This window comes from Bombilactobacillus mellifer (genome assembly GCF_000970795.1).
In the GTDB taxonomy this organism is placed as follows: domain Bacteria; phylum Bacillota; class Bacilli; order Lactobacillales; family Lactobacillaceae; genus Bombilactobacillus; species Bombilactobacillus mellifer.
This window is the reverse complement of record NZ_KQ034028.1, coordinates 856,408-874,301: the sequence shown is the minus strand read 5'-3', so window position 1 is coordinate 874,301 and position 17,894 is coordinate 856,408. Positions and strand designations below refer to the sequence as shown.

Here is a 17,894-nt window from a genome sequence, read left to right as displayed (position 1 = left end):
GATCAATTTTCTAGTATATAAAAAAGCCTAACTTTTCAGTTAGGCTTTTTGAATTCTTTGATATTTTTAATGCGCTGTACAGTCTGACAGAGCTTGCATAACATCGGATTGCTGCTGCTTAATCAAATCAATCCGACCCGCAATCACTTTATAGTCCATCGTAATTTCACGAGTGAGCCCAGCCTGGTGCCGTTTCGGCTCAAAGAACTCTTGAAATTCTGTTAACCGTTGCGCCGTTTTAAAAACTTGTGCAATTACTGTAATAAATGTCACAAATTCCATGTCGCCACCCACGGTCGCTTCTAACCAATCCCATTCTTGGCGAATCCAATCCCATGCTAATTGTTCGCCCTGAGGATTTGCTAAAACTAAGTTAAACCAACGGCGAAGATCTTGCGGTTTAATAATTCGGGGATTTTTAAAACAACTAACTAATTTTTGCAAAAAACTTGGATCCAGACTACTTGTTAAAGCGCGACAGATATCACTTCGATACGGGGCATCAGACGCTTGTTGATATGATGATAATAAATCATCTAAGACTTCAGAACTTCCAAAATTTTTCACTTCGTTACTTAAAACTAATGGCCGAATTGTTGCTGGCAAATGATCAACTTGTGCTTGATAGTGTAAAAATACTTGATGGGCCGCGTTAATGGCTTCCGTGTTTTTACCTTCCACAGCCGCTTGCAAAACTATAGGACGAATCAATTGATCATCATCAGTATCAGTATCCAGAGCTTGCCACCCTAAACGTTGAACCTGTTGTTGACTTAATTGATTTAATAAATTTTCTAAATTGGCTTTAACAGTTGTATCGGGAGCAATAAAAATCTTTAAAGCCTTTGTAATTTGATATAATTCCTGATTAACAATCGCCGATGGACTATTCGCAAAACTTTTTAATAATGGAATTAATTGGGCATAAGATATTTGCTGACTTTGGGCTAATAAACGCAACTCCTGCAGTAATTGTCGTTGAGAAATGGCATCGAGTTGAGGTAGTTGCTGTAACAGATCATTTAATAATTGATCATCATAATGCACTAGGAAATGAGAATGGTTGCCGACATTTAAGCGAAAGGGTTGCCCTGCTGCTTGCCGTAAAGTTTGATAGTCCCCTACGACTAATTCTTGTGTTGTCATTAAAGTAGGGACGTTTGAATAATTGCTATTTAAGGGAATGGGCCACAAGCGCTGCTCAGCTTGATGCTCCCCGATAAAGAATTGATGTTGCGTTAGAGTTAATTTGCCTGCAATGACTTGGGCATTGACTACGGGATAACCTGGCTGCTCTAACCAGGCCTGCATAATTTGAGCAAGATCTAATTGCGATGCTGCACCTAACGCCTGCCATAAATCGGCGCCGGTAGCATTGGCATATTGATGTTTTCGGAAATATGCTTTTAAACCTTGACGCAAAGCTTCATCCCCAATGAGCGCCCGAACCATTACTAATAAGCGGGCTCCTTTAGCATAGACAATCGCACTATCAAACAAAGCATCAATTTCCGCTGGATCTTCCACAGCCACGTGGACGGCTTGTACTCCATCTGTAGCATCTCTTTGCAACGCTGCCGGTGTTTCATCCGTTTCAAAGGTTTCCCAAATTTTCCAGTCAGGTTCTAAGGCATCAATTGCCACATATTCCATCATATTCGCAAAACTTTCGTTCAGCCATAAATCATCCCACCACTTCATGGTGACTAAATCACCAAACCATTGATGAGCTAATTCATGCGCGATGACGGTCGCTACATATTTTTTAAAATCTAAAGTCGAATTATGCGGATCGACTAATAGTGCTTCTTCCCGATAAGTTACTAATCCCCAATTTTCCATGGCACCCGCAGAAAAATCAGGTAATGCCAATTGCCAAGAATGTGGTAAAGGATAAGGAGTTTGATAAAAGTTTTCATAAAATTCGATAGAGCGTTTAGCAATATCTAAAGCAAAATCTAACTTTTCAGGATCATGGGCCTTGGTCGAAAAGACGCCCACTTGCACACCACTATTGGTTGTTGTTTGCTTACCTTGCAATTCGCCACAAGCAAAGGCTACTAAGTAAGTGGACATTTTAGCGGTTGTCGCAAAATAATGGAAGCCATCGACGACTTTTTCTTCGGGCATATTACTTAATGCAATTTCTCCCGGATGCTCATCGAATTTCAAAGCTAAATCAAAAGTTGCTTTGGCTTCAGGTTCATCCACACAGGGAAAAGCCTGGCGCGCAAACGTAGTTTCAAATTGCGTCCCAATTAACTCTTTGGCGACACCCTCGACTTGATAGTAAGAAGGATAAATCCCCATCATACTATCAGTCAAAGCGGCCTGATAATCGATTACCAGTCTGATTTGGCCGGTTTGCGGTAAAGTAATATGCACTAAAGCTTGTGAGTCATCCAGCTGAAAATTTAAATCCTGTTGTTGCAATTGAATCGATTTAATATCCAAATACTTTTGATGCAACGCAATCTGGTTCTGCAAAGCTGTACCGCTAACAATGGTACGGCCGACAATCCGCCGGGTACGGCGGTTAATGTCGATAAAAATTTGATAATTTGTTGGCTGAAAAACCTGATATAAATGCGGGTTATTCTTCATAACATGCCTCCTAATTTCATTAATTATTATTATACCTAATTTTGTAATAGTCGAAAATCACCAGCTGAGGTTCTCTTGTTCAGAGTTAATTTTCGTGGTACCACCTGGTTTACATTATCGCATCAATTTAATGGCAATGAGCTAGTTGTTCTGCCTCCCAGGCATCACATTGTTGCACAATAGGTAAATTGTGGATTTGCTTTTCGTTATGAAAATTATAGGCACGGCCGAGGAAAATCATGGCATGATGGCCCTTAATCCAATATTGCTTCTCCAGTGCTTGAGTAATCGTGGCTTCAATTTGTTGCACATTGGCTTTGGGAGCAACGAAATGTAAACGTTTGGCGATTTGACTCACGTGTGTATCCACTGCAAAAGCTGGAATACCAAAACAATCCGCCAACACAACATTGGCGGTTTTATTACCAACACCAGCCAGCGTAACTAATTGGCGATGTTTAGCCGGAACTTGGCCGTCAAAATTTGTGACAATTTGTTGGGCACACTTAATAATCCGCACAGCTTTAGTATGATAAAGCCCCAGTGATTTAATGAGGTTTTCGACTTGTGGTACCGAAGCCAAGGCTAGCGCCTGGGGTGTGGGAAAACTTTGAAACAATTGCGGCGTTACTTGATTCACCGCCTTATCAGTAGTTTGAGCACTTAAGGTCACGGCAATTAAATATTGAAAGTTAGAAGCCGCGTGCAAACTTGGGCCAGCTTGCGGAAATTGTTTAATAATCAGCTGCATGGCTTGATTGATTTGTTGCTGTGATAGCATTTTAGTAGCCTTCTAATCGTTTATTATAATTTTGTAATTGTTCCGGTGTTTTAATGTTATTTTTTTCCCAATTTAATAAGATTCGATCCATATATTTTAATGAATAGGCCTGATTCAAAACGGCCTCCTTCAACGCTAGCATTATCAAAGGAACGGAATAATGATCATCCACAATCCAAGCTTGGATTGTCTGCTGCTCAATGGGAGATAAAGGGCGCCCAAATTCTACTTCAATTTTTTGGAATAATGTTTGGATATCATTTAAATTCGCAGAAGTTCGAGAATTAAGCTGCTCTCCTAAGAGAACTTGATAAATTGGAGATAGATCATAATAATCTTGGTATTTTTGACCCTTAACCGTCTGTGAATCAATCTTAATAAAATGTTTTTGAATCATACTTTGAACTAATTGGTAAATTTTTCCCTCAGAAAAACCTGTATCCGTTATTAATTGTTGTGTACTGGGAAAAAATACTTGCTGTTCTTGAAACATTTTTAAATTGCAATATAACAAGAATTCATCACTACTCATCTCTAAATCTTGAAGATGTAGGAGAATTAAGTTATTAATCGAGGTGGTTCCGGCATTTATAATATCTTTTTGTGAAATCAATATTCTTACCTCGTTCAAAAAGTAAAAGCCTGAAATTAATTGTTCATTAAATTTCGGGCTTTGAATTTGATTATTTTCAATTAATTTAAGGTCGTAAACGATTGATCATTCTCGGAAATGGAATGGCTTCCCGAAGATGGTCCAAATGACAAATCCAAGTTAACGCCCGTTCAAGACCCAGACCAAAACCGGAATGTGGAACAGTTCCGTATTTGCGTAAATCTAAATACCATTGATAATCTGCTAAATTTAATCCACTGGCTTCCATATTAGCCTTCAGTTGGTCAAAATCGGTTTCTCTTTCCGAACCGCCGATGATCTCGCCATAACCTTCCGGGGCTAATAGATCCGCACAAATATACAAATCCGAACGTGTCGGATGTGATTTCATGTAAAAAGGTTTAATGGTTTTAGGGTAATTTAAAATAAAGACCGGTTGTTCAAATTGGTCAGAGATATAGGTTTCGTCTGGCGCGCCAAAGTCATCGCCCCATTGCAAATCAATGCCGCCTTTTTGACACATTTTAATAGCTTCATCATAAGAAATACGGGGATAAGGAGTTTTGGTAAATTTTTGTAAAATCTGCGGATCCCGATCCAATAATTTTAACGGGTATTGACAGTTATCTAAAACGGCTTGCACCAAATACGCAATATAGCGTTCTTGAATATCCAGACTTTCTTCTTGGTGCATAAAGGCCATTTCCGGTTCAATCATCCAAAATTCAGTTAAATGCCGCCGGGTTTTAGATTTTTCAGCTCGAAAGGTGGGACCAAAAGAATAAACTTTGTCAAAAGCCAAAGCCCCTGCTTCTTCATACAATTGACCACTTTGAGAAAGATACGCCGGGGTATCAAAATAATCGGTTTCAAATAATTCGGTCGTTCCTTCCGGTGCGGTTCCCGTTAAAATGGGTGGATCCATTTTAATAAAACCTTCCTGATGAAAAAAGTCATAAGTTGAACGAATCACTTGATCGCGAATTTGCATAATGGCATATGGGCGCCGGGAACGCAACCACAAATGGCGATGATCTAGTAAAAATTCAATTCCATGTTCTTTAGGAGTAATGGGAAAATCCTCACTAGTTCCCACCAACTCTAAATTCGAGACTTCAATTTCATAGCCAAAATGGGAACGTTGATCTTGATGAATCACGCCGGTGACATAAAAGCTGGTTTCTTGAGGCATTTTTTTGGCAAATTCAAAAACTTCGGCACTGACATTATTTTTTACTACGACCCCTTGAAAAAAAGCCGTGCCGTCACGTAATTGGAGGAAAGCAATTTTTCCTGAAGAACGTTTATCAGTTAACCACACCCCAATTTTAACCTCTTCATTGACGTGATTTTTAGCATCAATAATATTTATCTGCTGCATAACAGCGCCTCCTAAATTTAATCCTAAAAAATATTTTACTATAAGTTATCAATAATTTGGATAATCTTTGTATTCTTAAAATTCAATAGATAGTACCCCACGGTATGATCACGATTAAAATAAGTCACTTCCCAAACTAATTGATGGCGGTGATAACCAAGAGCTACCCGCGTTATTTTTTTGGGATGTTGACTTTCCTGTACAATAGAACGGGCTTGATCGGGTAACGACTGGTCTCCCGAAATAGCGCGAAGGCGCCCAGTGTGCCCGTTAATCAAGACATACTTATAAGTATTAGGTCGGTGCTGATCATAACCGCCAACGCAATAATAAGTTGACTGACGATTATACTGTGCAAAAAAATCTGCTCGCTCAATATGGCCTTGAGTTCGGGCAATGCGCACAGCTTGCGAACGCGCAGTAATCCGCGCTGCAGTGAGCGAATAATAGCTCCCTACTACAAGAGCGATGAGTACCACGATAATTCCCACAATAATAGTTCGGTGTGCCTGTTTTCCCATGATCCTATCCTTTTTTGGTTACGACCTTTAGTTTAACAAAATTCTTTTTATAAAAACATCTTAAGTTGTTGAACAATTGCGGCATTCGAATTAAAAACTTGATACTTGGGCAAACCTAATTCGCGATACATCTGTTGTCCATAACGAGTATTGGCAATACGCGAATCTAAAAATAGCAGAACACCGCGATCTTCAGGGGTTCGGATCAACCGCCCCACTTGTTGTTTTAAGCGCCGAGTAGCAGTGGGTAAACTTTCAACAGTGAAAGGATTGAGATGTTGTCGGCGCCAAAAATCACTTTTGGCCTGAACTAGGGGATCGTCCAAGGCGTCAAAAGGTAAATGAGTAATAATCACTAATTTTAAAGCATGCGGTGCTAGATTAACACCCTCACCAAAACTTTGCGTCGCAAATAAGACAACTTGGCGACCTAGCGCAAACCGCTTTTGCAAGCGCGCATTAGAGCCGTTGCCTTGCACCAAAAATTCCCATTGATTAGCTAAGTTGGTGGTCGCTAAGTAACTTACCACCGTTTGGATAGTGGTTAAAGAATTGAATAAGATCAAAACCTTCCCGGACTGTGATTTTAAAATTTCCCATAAACATTGAGTTAATTGTTGTTCATAGTCCGCCTGGGCGCGAGGAGGCGGTATATGCTCAGCTACATAGACTTGAAGACGTGTCTCTAGTGCAAAGTCTCGTTTCAAAATTAATTTTTGTTGACGATCTAAAGGCTGAGTGAGCCCCAATTGCTGTTGGAAATTTTGAAAACTATGATGATATGCTAAAGTTCCCCCAATAAATAAACAGCATGAAAATTGCTCTTGCAAAGCCGTTAGATAATTACTCTGATCAAATAATTGAGTGCATAAACTTAAACTATCCCAATTATGATACTGTGTCTGCTGCAAGATCCAACTAGTATGTGTCCGCCAAATTGAACCACTGGCTAATAAGTCTTCGATTTGCCGTTCTTGATAAACCAGTGTACTATATTCCGTTCTTAATTGGTAAATGATCCGATTAATGATGATCGGGGTATTAGGTTGAATAGCTTCATAAAGATCAAATAATTTACTTAATTTTAATAAAATACTTTGTAAACTACGAGCTAATTTTTCTAAACGCTGTAACGTCAAAGGTAAAATTTGTTCCGGATTCAACGCCAAGGTAATGGGTTTTTGTCGTTGATCTAAGGGGACTAATTTTTTTAAATAATGACTGCTTAAGTCTGCTTGAAAAATTGCCAGCTGTTGCGTAAAAGTATCAAAAGCTGCTTGTAAACTACTCAGATCGTCATGTGTCCAGGCCGCTAACTGATTGGTCGCAAAAAAATCGCGTAAGGTTACACGATTTTGATACAATAGATCACTGGTTTTTTTCAGTGCCGTCTTAAGTACTCCGATAGTCAAACAAGCGTGCAACTGCAAAGAGTGGTTCAATAAACTGCTAGCTTCGTCCACAACCAAAATGGCCGAGTCAGACCAAATTTTAGTATTTAAACTGCGTAATAAATAAGCTTGATTAGTAATAATAAAATCACTTTGAGCAACTTGGCGTTGACGTCGTTGCCAAAATTCATATTCGTGAAATTGGCTTTGTTGTCGATGACCATTGCTGCGAATAAGTTTAAAAAAGTCATTATCATAGTTCGTTAAATTTAGTTCATTCAAGTTGCCGGTTTCGGTTTGCGTGAGCCAAACTAATAACCGCATTTTGACAATGGCGGTAGAGCGTCGAATAGGAGCATGAAATAACCAAAAGTAAAAATTATCTAAATCCAAATAGTTGTACGGACTACTAATAGTGACGGCCGAATAATGGTGCTGGCGAAGGTGATTGAGTATTGGCAAAGCTTCTTGAAGCAATTGCTGCTGCAGTAACTTAGTTGAAGTAGCAATTACCACCACTTGTCCTTGATCAACGGCATACGATAAAGGTAATAAATAACCTAAGGTCTTCCCCATCCCAGTCGGCGCATCGATCAGGGCTAACGGTGTCTGCGTGATTGTTTTGCGATAAACAAAATTCATCATTTTCATTTGTTGGGGACGTAACTCAATTTTTGGTCCCAACAGCTGCTTCTTTTTGGCCAAACTCAGAGGAAATTTGCTGGCTTGTGGAAGACTGTGACTAGACCTAGTGGGACGTTTTAAAATCAGATGATGAACTTCAACTAAATCAGCAGCTAAAACAGCAGGCTGATTTTGCATTTGCTCACTAATACTATCGATAAAATCGCCCGTTTGGCGCAACAAGCCCCCACTAAAACGTTGCAACGTTTTTAAAGTCAGTACGGGTAAATGTTGCAGACACTGTTTTAAATATAAAAATAATTGCGCTGTGGCAGCGGCATCACTATCGGCTTGATGCGGCTGATCGTGTTCGATATTGAGATACCTGGTCAAATCACTCAATTTAAAACTTGGAGCTTGCGGTAAAAGTATCTGCGCTAATTGGACGGTATCAATCGCCGCAATGTTGGGTACGGCGTAACCTGCTGCGCGCAAAGCATCTTGTAAAAATGGCCAATCAAAATTGACATTATGGGCCACAAACACCACGTCTTGCAAGAGCGCTTGAATTTTGGGTGCATAAAAAGCAAACGGTGGTTGTTGTGCTAATTGATCATTGGTTAAATTCGTTAATTCACTAATTCGTTCTGAAATCGGTTGTTTTGGATTGATCAAAAAATTATACTGCTGTGTTAAGTGATCTTTTTCAACTAAAGTAGCCGCAAATTGAATAATTCGATCGCCTTGCTTCCACTTAGTCCCTGTGGTCTCCAAATCCACCACTAAATATTTTGTTTCTATATCCATATTACTAGTCTACACTAATTGTTTGATTTATCGAGAGAAAACAGAGATATTTGTGCACCACGTTTTGCTGTGTCACACTTTCAATCGCTTGCTGATATAATTGCAATTGGCCCCGATAGTTGTTCACTGCTTGTGATAATGAATGATTTCCCTCTTTTAAATTAAGATTGAGATAATCCGTTTTGTAATCAAAAACTGTAATTTGCTGATGAGCATCATAAAACCAGCCATCAACAATTCCGTGCACCAAAACTTGTTCCGAATCTGTTTGCTGAAAATTTGTAAAAACATCCCGCGCCGGAATTAACATCGAAAACGGCCATTCTCTTTTTAAAGAATGCCGTTGCTGCCAAATGGTTTGTCCCAAATCACTAGCATAAAAATCTTCTAAACTTTGATAATCAATCTGGCTAGCTACAGCAGGCATTAACAGATGCTGGTCAATTAGTTGTTGGGCTAAGGTACGAAAATCCGCAGCGGTTGGCACCGTCGTTAAAGAAATTTGTTGTAATAACAAGTGGACGGCTGTTCCAATATCTGCCGGGCGGACATTATTTTGCTCAGTAGTCAAAAAACGCGGCCGATTAAAGTCATTCATAATATAGCGATTACCTTGGTTAGCCTGCGTGTCAATTATTGGTAAATGCTGATCTTCTGGTTGCGCAAAGACATGTTTAATTTCTGATACTGCTTGATAAGCGGTCGTTTGCGTAGCTGCTTGATGTGGATATTGTAGTTGTAAAATAGTTTGAGCCGTGTTCGAAAAAGTGTCAGCTACTTGAGAGATGGATTTGGATGGCTGTTGATTGGCTTGTTCGTCAGGTACAGCAGCTACTGTGGGTTGTGTTTGTGCGACAAAATGCAAAGTAAAGTGAAATGGGCTTTGGGGCGTGGCCACTGCAGTTTGCTCATCGCGCAATTGTCCATTTTGCCGCCAAACGTACTGAAGCATTGCTTGAAAAGAATTAAATTGCAGTCTTATCGCTGTACTAATCACGCCACTGGATTGTAAATGCAGAGGTATTTGCCATTTACTCCAGGCTGTTTTTAAATCGTCTTTGATGGCCCCCACTAAAATTAATTTTTGCTGTGCGCGGGTTAAAGCTACATAAAGTAGACGGATTTCTTCTGAAAGGATCTTTTTTTGCTGCTTGGCTTTCATTGCTGTGAGCGGCAAAGTTTCATAAGTAATTCTTGTTTGCGGATCCAAATATTTGAGACCAATACCCTGTTGGGCGTCTAACAAATATTTTTTCTTTAAGTCATCCGTATTAAAGTGATGATTGATATTTAACAAAAAAACGACCGGAAATTCCAGACCTTTGCTGCCATGAATCGTCATAACTTGAATTTCATTTTGATCTGGTTGAAAAGTTGTCGGCCGGGCTAAATCATGGTCATTGTCCTGAATATGCTGAATAAAGCGAATAAATTGAAAAAGACCTTTAAATTCCATTTTTTCAAATTGATCGGCTCGTTGATATAAAGCATGTAAATTGGCCACTCTTTGAATCCCATTCGGCAATCCACGAACATAGGATAAATACCCGGTTTTTAAATAAATTTGCCAAATTAACTCAGCAATGCTCATTTTGGAAACTAAATTGCGAAAATCAGATAATTGCTCTACAAAAGCGGTAACTTTGGTAGTCAAAGCCTTTGCGAAGGCATTAGCCTGATTATAAACTGGATCATGTAAATAACTGATCAGCGCTTCGTAATAATTACCCGTCCGATTATTAATGCGCAGATAAGCTAATTCATTTTCATTTAAACCGACTAAAGCCGAACGAAGAACAGCCACTAAGGCAATATCTTGATGTGGATTATCAATAATTTGGAGCATCGATAACATTACTTGAACTTCTGTAGCTTGAAAATAATTGGCTGCATCCTGGACTACTACCGGCAAATGAGCTTGGCTCATTTGATTGATTAAATCATTATTCCAACTTTTAGTCCGGGTTAAAATCGCAATATCCCGATATTCGATAGGCCGCTTATGGCCGGTCTGGCGATCATAAACTTCATATTTTTGAGCCATTAATTCTTGAATACGTTGAATAACCAACCTAATTTCTGCTTGATCAGTGGTTATTTGAGCGGCATCGACCGTTTGTTGCAAGTAAATCTCCGTACCATCTTCAATTTCTGGCGGAAAGTTGCCGCCCGCCACTAATTTAGTTGTGGTTGTATAATCAACATCCCCAATAGTTTGATCCATAATGCGTTCAAAAATAGCATTAATCGTCGCAATAACATTAGTAGAAGAACGAAAATTTTCCGCGAGATTGATGAGTTGTCCGGCTTGTGGGTCAGTCTGCATTTGATGATATTTATTAGTAAACAAATATGGTGCTGCTTGACGAAAACCATAAATTGATTGCTTAACATCACCGACCATAAATAAGTTGCCAGGGGTTTGTTGTTTAAATTGTTGAATAATGGCCTCTTGCAAAGGATTAGTATCTTGATACTCGTCAATTAAAATTTCGGCAAATAAATCACGATAATAATCGCGTGCTAAAAAGTGCCCCTCTTTTTGGGTTTGCAAAATTTGAAGAGTATAGTGTTCCAAATCATTAAAGTCCAAACAATGTTGTCGCTGCTTTTCCTGCTGGAATTTTTTTAAAAATTGTTTTTCTACTTCCACTAACTTTTCAATTAATTGTTGTGATTTGTGTAAAATCAGTTGCCAATCGTGATTTTTTAATGCAAAAAATTTATATTGCCAATCTTCGATTGTAGGATTAATACTCTTTTTAAAATCATTCAGCGGCGCGACAGTTTCAGCGGGAGTTTTCGGCCGGGCGCGACCTTTAATTGGTGATAAAGCCTGTACTTGCTGACATAATTCATCCCACGAACTAGCAGATAGTTGGATTTTTAATTGCTGTAATTGCTGTTGTAAGGTCTGGATACTAGCTTGATAGCTAGTTAATTGTTCATGTTGTTGCACATAATGTTCCGCCTGCTCTAATTGCAGTAATAAAAACTCAAGTTGTTGTGTCAAAGTCGGTTGAAACTGCTTTTGATAAAAATCAGTTTGCGTTAATTCATCATTCATTGCATATTGTTGCGGTAATTGCGCTAACCATGCTTGAGAATCTTGATTAGTTAACACAAAATTGGTCAGCTGGAAAATAACTTGCGCCATTTGGTCATCATTAATGCCAGTCACAAAATTATTCTCCAAAGCAAAAAAATCTGTATCCTCAGCTTGGTAGTAGTGTCTGCGCAGCTGATCCCAAGCACGTTCTTCCAACAGAAAGCGTTCATTATCATCACTTAATAAGCGAAAAGTCGGATTTAAATCAATCAAGTAATAAAATTTTTGAATGACCCGTAAACAAAAAGCATGCAAAGTACTGATATAAGCCCCCGGAATTAAGGCTAACTGATGTGATAAATGCTGGCGTAAGCTGGGGTCAGCGATCTTTGGCAGTTGTTCGCGAATAGTTTGCGTTAACCGTACTTTCATTTCCCGAGCGGCCGCTTCCGTAAAAGTGACAATTAAATAATGATCGATAGACTGACCAGCTAATAAACGTTGGATAATACGATCGACTAAAATCCGAGTTTTCCCCGAACCGGCAGAAGCCGAGACCAGGATATCACTGTGCTGGGCATCTAAGGCTTTTTGTTGATTAATAGTCGGTTTAAATTTTGTCGGCATAGCCAGCCTCCTTTAATTTTTGATTAATCCGTTTCAAAAAATCTTTTTTGCTTAAAGGTCGCACTAAGCGATAGTTATTTTCTGCGAGCATCGCATCAAAACGCATAATCGGTAAATAATCACTGTATTGCAAAGTAGTACGTTGTTTATCCAGCCGCACAGGACTCAGACTAATTTCTCCGGCTAAAATTTTTTCAGCGGCCAACATGATCAGATAACGATTATAAGCCAGCATCAACTGGAATTCGGCATAAGACACCGTCTTATTAGGTTTTAAGCGTTGATTTTTATTTACCGGAAAGATTAAAGAAGCTTGTTGGGCATCTGGTGCTAGTTGTGCCCCTGTTTGTCCTTTATCAATTACCAAGCCTTTATAGCTATATTGCTTAAACAGCTTTTGGTGAGCCGTTTGTGGTTGGCCTTTTAAATCTTCAAATTTAACAATTGGATCTTGTAATTGAAAATAAAATCCCCCAATGGGCACGGCTGCTTCCCCCATGAGTGAAGGATCGTTGAGTAAACTAGCTAAATACGTCATCATTTGTAAATCTAAGCCCGCATAAAAATCACTATATTTAAAATCATGCGCGCCGGATTTATAATCTACCACGAAATAATTGTCCGGATATTGGGTCAAGCGATCGATGCGATCAATTCGTCCCCGAATAACAACGCTTTGATGATCATTTAATTGATAGGTCAAAGGTCGGATATTATGAAGCGCTCCCACCTGCCCGAATGCAACCTCTGTTTTAAATGGATAAAAAGGCACCAATTGTGTCTGCCGCCGAATAGCCTCCAATGAGCGTTGGATAGTTTGAATGAGCCGTTGTCGGGCAAATTTTTCATCATATGAAAAAACTTGGAAAGATTTTTGTTGTAAAACCTGTTGAATAACTTGGTGTGCTACCACTGCTAATTGTGCTTCATTCAATTGATTTAACGACAATTGCTGCTGTTGTAAATTTTTAATCGTTTCATCAAGTACTTCATGGTAAAAAGTTCCTTGATTGGCAGGAGTAATTTTAAATTCTGGACGCGGCTTTAAATTCAAACCATAATGCAAAAAGTATTCATAAGGGTTTTGATAAAAGCTTTCTAATTGTGAAATAGAAACAATTAATTGATCACCATACAAAGCGCGGGCAATTTGCGGTTGGAGCGGTTGTGGTTGATTATGATAATCTAAGGCAGACCAAATCTTTTGCAGTTGGGTTTGGTGTGTGGGTAACTGATTTAATAGTGTGCGCAATTGCTGCCAAGGAGCAGCAACAGTTTGTCCGCGTTCTTGTGCCTGGCGATAAATTGCGACCACTTGGTTAGCGGTAATGATGGGACTACCGACGAAGTGCAAAATTTCATCTTCCGTGGTGACATTAGCAGCATTCAATGGTCGTACCGGAATTTGAAAATGCTCTTGGAGTAATTTAACATACGGCGACATTTGCACCACCGAATCATTTTTGTTGGTGGCATAAGTAAAAATCAGACGCTCTGTACCGGATAAAAAAGCCAATTCATGTAAATAAGGCTCCGCACTATTAATATCTTGGCTAGTTTGAGGCAAAGTTACATCTTCAGTAATAATAGTTTGTAAAGTTTGTAAATCATCATCGGTTAATAAACGATCTTGATGATTTTGCAGCGGCATATCGACATCATTGGCTCCCATAATTAATGTAATGCGGCGATTATTATTATGAATGGCACTAAGACCAGAAATCTGAACCGAGTCTAACACAGAGGGAATCGTTGAATAATTGGCATTTTCAAACCCTGTATCCATCACCGTCCGAAATTCATCGACTACAAACGGTGCGGTTTCAAAAATGGTGACATAATCATCCAAAATAGCAACGAAAGTATTGACAATTTGCTGGGGTTGTTGGCTCAAAGCAATATCGCCCGCTTTAACTGCTTGTTGCTCCCAATTTTTCAGATTGGCGAATACCTGAAATTCCTCTAAAAGTTGGTACAATTTGGTACAGGCTTGTTGACAATTTAACTGAGTCGTGACAATTTGCTGCACTTCTTGATAGACTGCCATGATCAAATGTTTAATCCGATTGATTTGAGCCATCTGCTTTTGGATGGTTTGACTAGGACTATCATTGGGAAAGTCAGCTTCTTGTAGCCAATCAGCAGCCCGGAGGCCATGAGCTAAAACATAATTATCACACAAATCTACGGCTTCTCGATAAGCCGTTAAGGGCCAATTGGCGGGGACAATCAATTCTGTTTTTAATAATCGAAAAACATCACTATATTGCAAATTATTTTGGTATAAATCAAACAAGCTATCCAATAAATCTTTAAAAGCATGACTCTGCATCGAATGCTGTAAATCCAAGAAATAACTAATGCCTTGGTTAGTAAAATAGGGTTCTAAAAATTGTTGATAATCCGTTAAATCCCGAGCCAAAACTAAAAAGTCTTGATAGCGATAATTCTGCGTAGCCACTAATTGCCGAATATAAGTGGAAACCGCAGCGACTTCGGCTTGTGGTGAAGTGGCTACCCAAATTTGAACAGCTTGGGGATCGGGCAAGTTCACCGGCGTTAATTGCTGTAAATTTGTATTTTGCTGGATCCAAAAATCATCGACCATGGCCAAAGATGGACAAACCCGTAATGATTGGGTTACCTCATTAGTCACTGGTACTTGAGCTTGACGCGCACTTTGTGTTAATTTTTGCCACACTTGCCGGGGGCGATGGAAGAAAATGCTTTCCTGGTTTTTATCATAAGGATGATCCAGTGTCAAACTAATTTGTACTTCAGCACTATGACGAATCATCGTGGCTAGCAGTTGTTGTTCGGCCACCTCAAAATAAGCAAAGTCACTGACAAAATAATGGGTTGTAGTCTGGTGGGGATCATGGCTTAAATATTGGTCTAAAGCTTGCCATAATTGATTGTCATCACTATAGCGGCCCTGAACTTGTGTTAAATAAGCTTGATAAATTAACTGTAGATCCGCCAATTTCCATTTTAAATCACCTTGAGTTTGCACTTGTTTTTGCCATTGCATTAAGTCCGTCGGCGTAATTTGATTTTGCAGTAGTTGTTGGATTTGCTCTTGCAGCGTAGTAATAAACCCGGCTCGTTGTGCTTCACCCGCATATAAGCGTAATTGCTTACTTTGATCGCGAACAATTCGTGCTAAAATCATAGCTTGTGTCGTGGATGTCAATCGAGGTTGTTGATAAATGGGTTGTTCACGTAAATAAAACCATGCTAAGCGCGAAAAAGATAAAACTTGAATTTGATTAGTAGCAAAATAACCTGATTGCTGCTGCAAGGATTGTAAAACGGAAACTTCCATTTCAAAAGCAATGTGATTGGGAACTAACCAGATAAATTGATCCGTTGGATAGCAAGCTGCTTGAACAGCTAAGCGCTGCAACAGCTGAGCTTTATTATCATTTTGGGCTTTGCCTAAAATAAAGTTTAATTTCATAGAAAACCTTGCTCCAATTCTCACTCTTGCGAATAAAACTGTAAAACTTAAAATGTTTGTGTAGAATAAATTATTATATAGAAGGATGATTGATTGTGAATTTTACTTCTGAAACACATGGTAAAATTATTTTAATGGGTGAACATGCTGTGGTTTATGGCCAACCGGCAATTACGATTCCCCTTTTGAACCTCAATACACAAGTTGAAGTGCAACCCAGTTTGCAAGCGGCTGATTATTTGGATTCAACTTATTATTGTGGCCCTTTAGCGCAAGTTCCGCCTAGTTTAGAAGGCATGGCGGCTTTGATTAATCTGTTAATTAAAGATTTGCCGATTGAATCTCATTTAAAGATCAAAGTGCTTAGTGATTTGCCAATTGAACGAGGAATGGGGTCTTCAGCGGCTACTGGTTCGGCCATTTGTAAAGCCTTATTTGCCTTTGCCAACACCCATCTCACTTATGAAGATCTTCTTCATTATACAAATTTTTCCGAAAAAATTATTCACGGAACCCCCAGTGGGGTTGATGCCGTTACGGTGAATGCTAGCCAACCAATTTATTATATCCGTCCAGATCGGATTTCTACTTTTAACATGAATTTACAAGGTATTTTAGTTATTATTGATTCTGGAATGCGTGGTAATACCGGGGCCGCTGTGCATGATCTCCGGATTTTGAAACAACATCGGCCGCAATTGGTGGAACCTTTGCTTCAAGAACTGGGAAGCTTGTCGCAACAAACTAAACAAGCAGTTAGTTCTAATCAACTGCCACGATTAGGACAATTGTTTCAACGTGCGCAACAAATTTTACAAACCTTACAAGTCAGCAATCATCAACTGGATATTCTGTGTCAACGAACCCAAGCTGCAGGCAGTTTGGGAACTAAAATTACTGGTGGTGGTCGGGGAGGCTGTTTAATCAGTTTAGCAGCTGATCAGACTACGGCCCAGCACATTAAAACCGCGGCTTTGTCCGCCGGCGCGCAACAAGTCTGGTTGCAGCCTTTGACAAATTATTAATTGGAGATTTGAACTCTTGGAATATCAAAATACACAGACAACTGCTCATACGAATATTGCCTTTATTAAATATTGGGGTAAAAAAGATGCGCAACTCAATTTACCCTGTACCGACAGTTTATCACTTACTTTAGACGGTTATTTTACGACAACCACTTCTAAATTTATTTCGGATAATGAAGATCAAATTTGGTTGAATGGTCAGCGCGCTCCAGTAGGTTTTTTTAAACGTACTCAAAAATTTTTAGATTTATGTCGGCAATTGAATCATTGTAAGCAAAAAATTCAAATTATTACGACTAATCATGTGCCAACAGCAGCAGGACTGGCTTCTTCGGCCTCAGGTTTTGCAGCTTTAGCCGGGTCTTTAAATAAACTATTTCAAATGCATTTATCACGTGCACAACTATCTTGTTTAGCGCGTCGAGGTTCTGGCTCAGCTGCGCGTTCCATTTATGGTGGTTGGGTTTGGTGGCAACAAGGTTCATCTGATCAGACTTCCTTGGCTGTGCCTATAGATGAACACCCGCAGCTGCCGATTTGTTTGCTCAGTGTGGTTTTTAACGATCAACCTAAAAAGATCTCCTCGACTCAAGGAATGGAACGGGCCCGCACTACCTCACCTTTTTATAGTTGCTGGCCACACATTGTAGCTAACGATTTGTCGGCTATGAAAAAAGCTATTGCTACTGCTGATTTGCAGCAAATTGGCCAAATTGCGGAAAATAATTGCTTGGCAATGCATGCTTTAAATTGGAGTGCCCGTCCAGCGTTTTCATATTTCACCGATGCAACTTGGAAATTAATTAATTTGCTTCAACAATGGCGTCAGGAATTACAATTAGTTGCCTACGCTACCGTGGATGCAGGCCCCAATGTTAAAATTATCACTCAAAAAAATCAAGTCCAACAAATTCAAGCCCGAGTCCAACATTCTTTTCCTGAAGCCCAAACAACAATTTTATATCCCGGATCGGGTATTCAGTAAAGTATGCTATAATACTATTTCGG

General features: G+C 39.4%; 10 protein-coding genes. 2 read left to right on the top strand and 8 right to left on the bottom strand.

The features are described 5' to 3' along the window. Window positions 1–66: 66 nt before the first annotated feature. From JG30_RS04245 to JG30_RS04210, 8 genes are all read right to left on the bottom strand, one after another. On the bottom strand, window positions 67–2,604 hold the full coding sequence (locus JG30_RS04245) for a M1 family metallopeptidase (protein WP_046316420.1): 2,538 nt from the start codon (window positions 2,602–2,604) through the stop codon (window positions 67–69). Between the two features lie 127 nt (window positions 2,605–2,731). Continuing rightward, window positions 2,732–3,385: an endonuclease III domain-containing protein gene (locus JG30_RS04240; RefSeq protein ID WP_046316418.1), complete on the bottom strand. Its 654-nt coding sequence runs from the start codon at window positions 3,383–3,385 to the stop codon at window positions 2,732–2,734. A gap of 1 nt (window position 3,386) precedes the next feature. Beyond that, window positions 3,387–3,998 carry a DnaD domain-containing protein gene (locus JG30_RS04235; protein WP_046316416.1) on the bottom strand — a complete coding sequence of 204 codons (612 nt, stop codon included), beginning with the start codon at window positions 3,996–3,998 and terminating at the stop codon, window positions 3,387–3,389. Between the two features lie 85 nt (window positions 3,999–4,083). After that, entirely contained in the window at window positions 4,084–5,379 is a 1,296-nt protein-coding gene (gene asnS, locus JG30_RS04230) for an asparagine--tRNA ligase (protein WP_046316414.1), read from the bottom strand. A 38-nt stretch (window positions 5,380–5,417) separates the two neighbouring features. Next, window positions 5,418–5,900, bottom strand: coding sequence for a cell wall elongation regulator TseB-like domain-containing protein (locus JG30_RS04225; protein ID WP_046316412.1), 483 nt, complete (start codon window positions 5,898–5,900; stop codon window positions 5,418–5,420). A 47-nt stretch (window positions 5,901–5,947) separates the two neighbouring features. Then, entirely contained in the window at window positions 5,948–8,722 is a 2,775-nt protein-coding gene (locus JG30_RS04220) for a helicase C-terminal domain-containing protein (protein WP_046316411.1), read from the bottom strand. 4 nt (window positions 8,723–8,726) lie between these two features. Next, window positions 8,727–12,398, bottom strand: a complete 3,672-nt coding sequence (addA, locus tag JG30_RS04215) for a helicase-exonuclease AddAB subunit AddA (protein WP_046316409.1) — start codon at window positions 12,396–12,398, stop codon at window positions 8,727–8,729. Beyond that, entirely contained in the window at window positions 12,382–15,858 is a 3,477-nt protein-coding gene (locus JG30_RS04210; protein ID WP_046316407.1) for a PD-(D/E)XK nuclease family protein, read from the bottom strand. Before JG30_RS04210 ends, addA begins: the two co-directional genes overlap by 17 nt. A gap of 95 nt (window positions 15,859–15,953) precedes the next feature. On the opposite strand from JG30_RS04210, the gene mvk reads away from it, so the two are divergent. Together mvk and mvaD are read left to right on the top strand one after the other, a co-directional pair. Continuing rightward, complete coding sequence (gene mvk, locus JG30_RS04205) at window positions 15,954–16,883, top strand: mevalonate kinase (RefSeq protein WP_052725198.1); 930 nt, start codon at window positions 15,954–15,956, stop codon at window positions 16,881–16,883. A 16-nt stretch (window positions 16,884–16,899) separates the two neighbouring features. Beyond that, window positions 16,900–17,871, top strand: coding sequence for a diphosphomevalonate decarboxylase (gene mvaD, locus JG30_RS04200; RefSeq protein ID WP_046316405.1), 972 nt, complete (start codon window positions 16,900–16,902; stop codon window positions 17,869–17,871). Window positions 17,872–17,894: the final 23 nt, after the last annotated feature.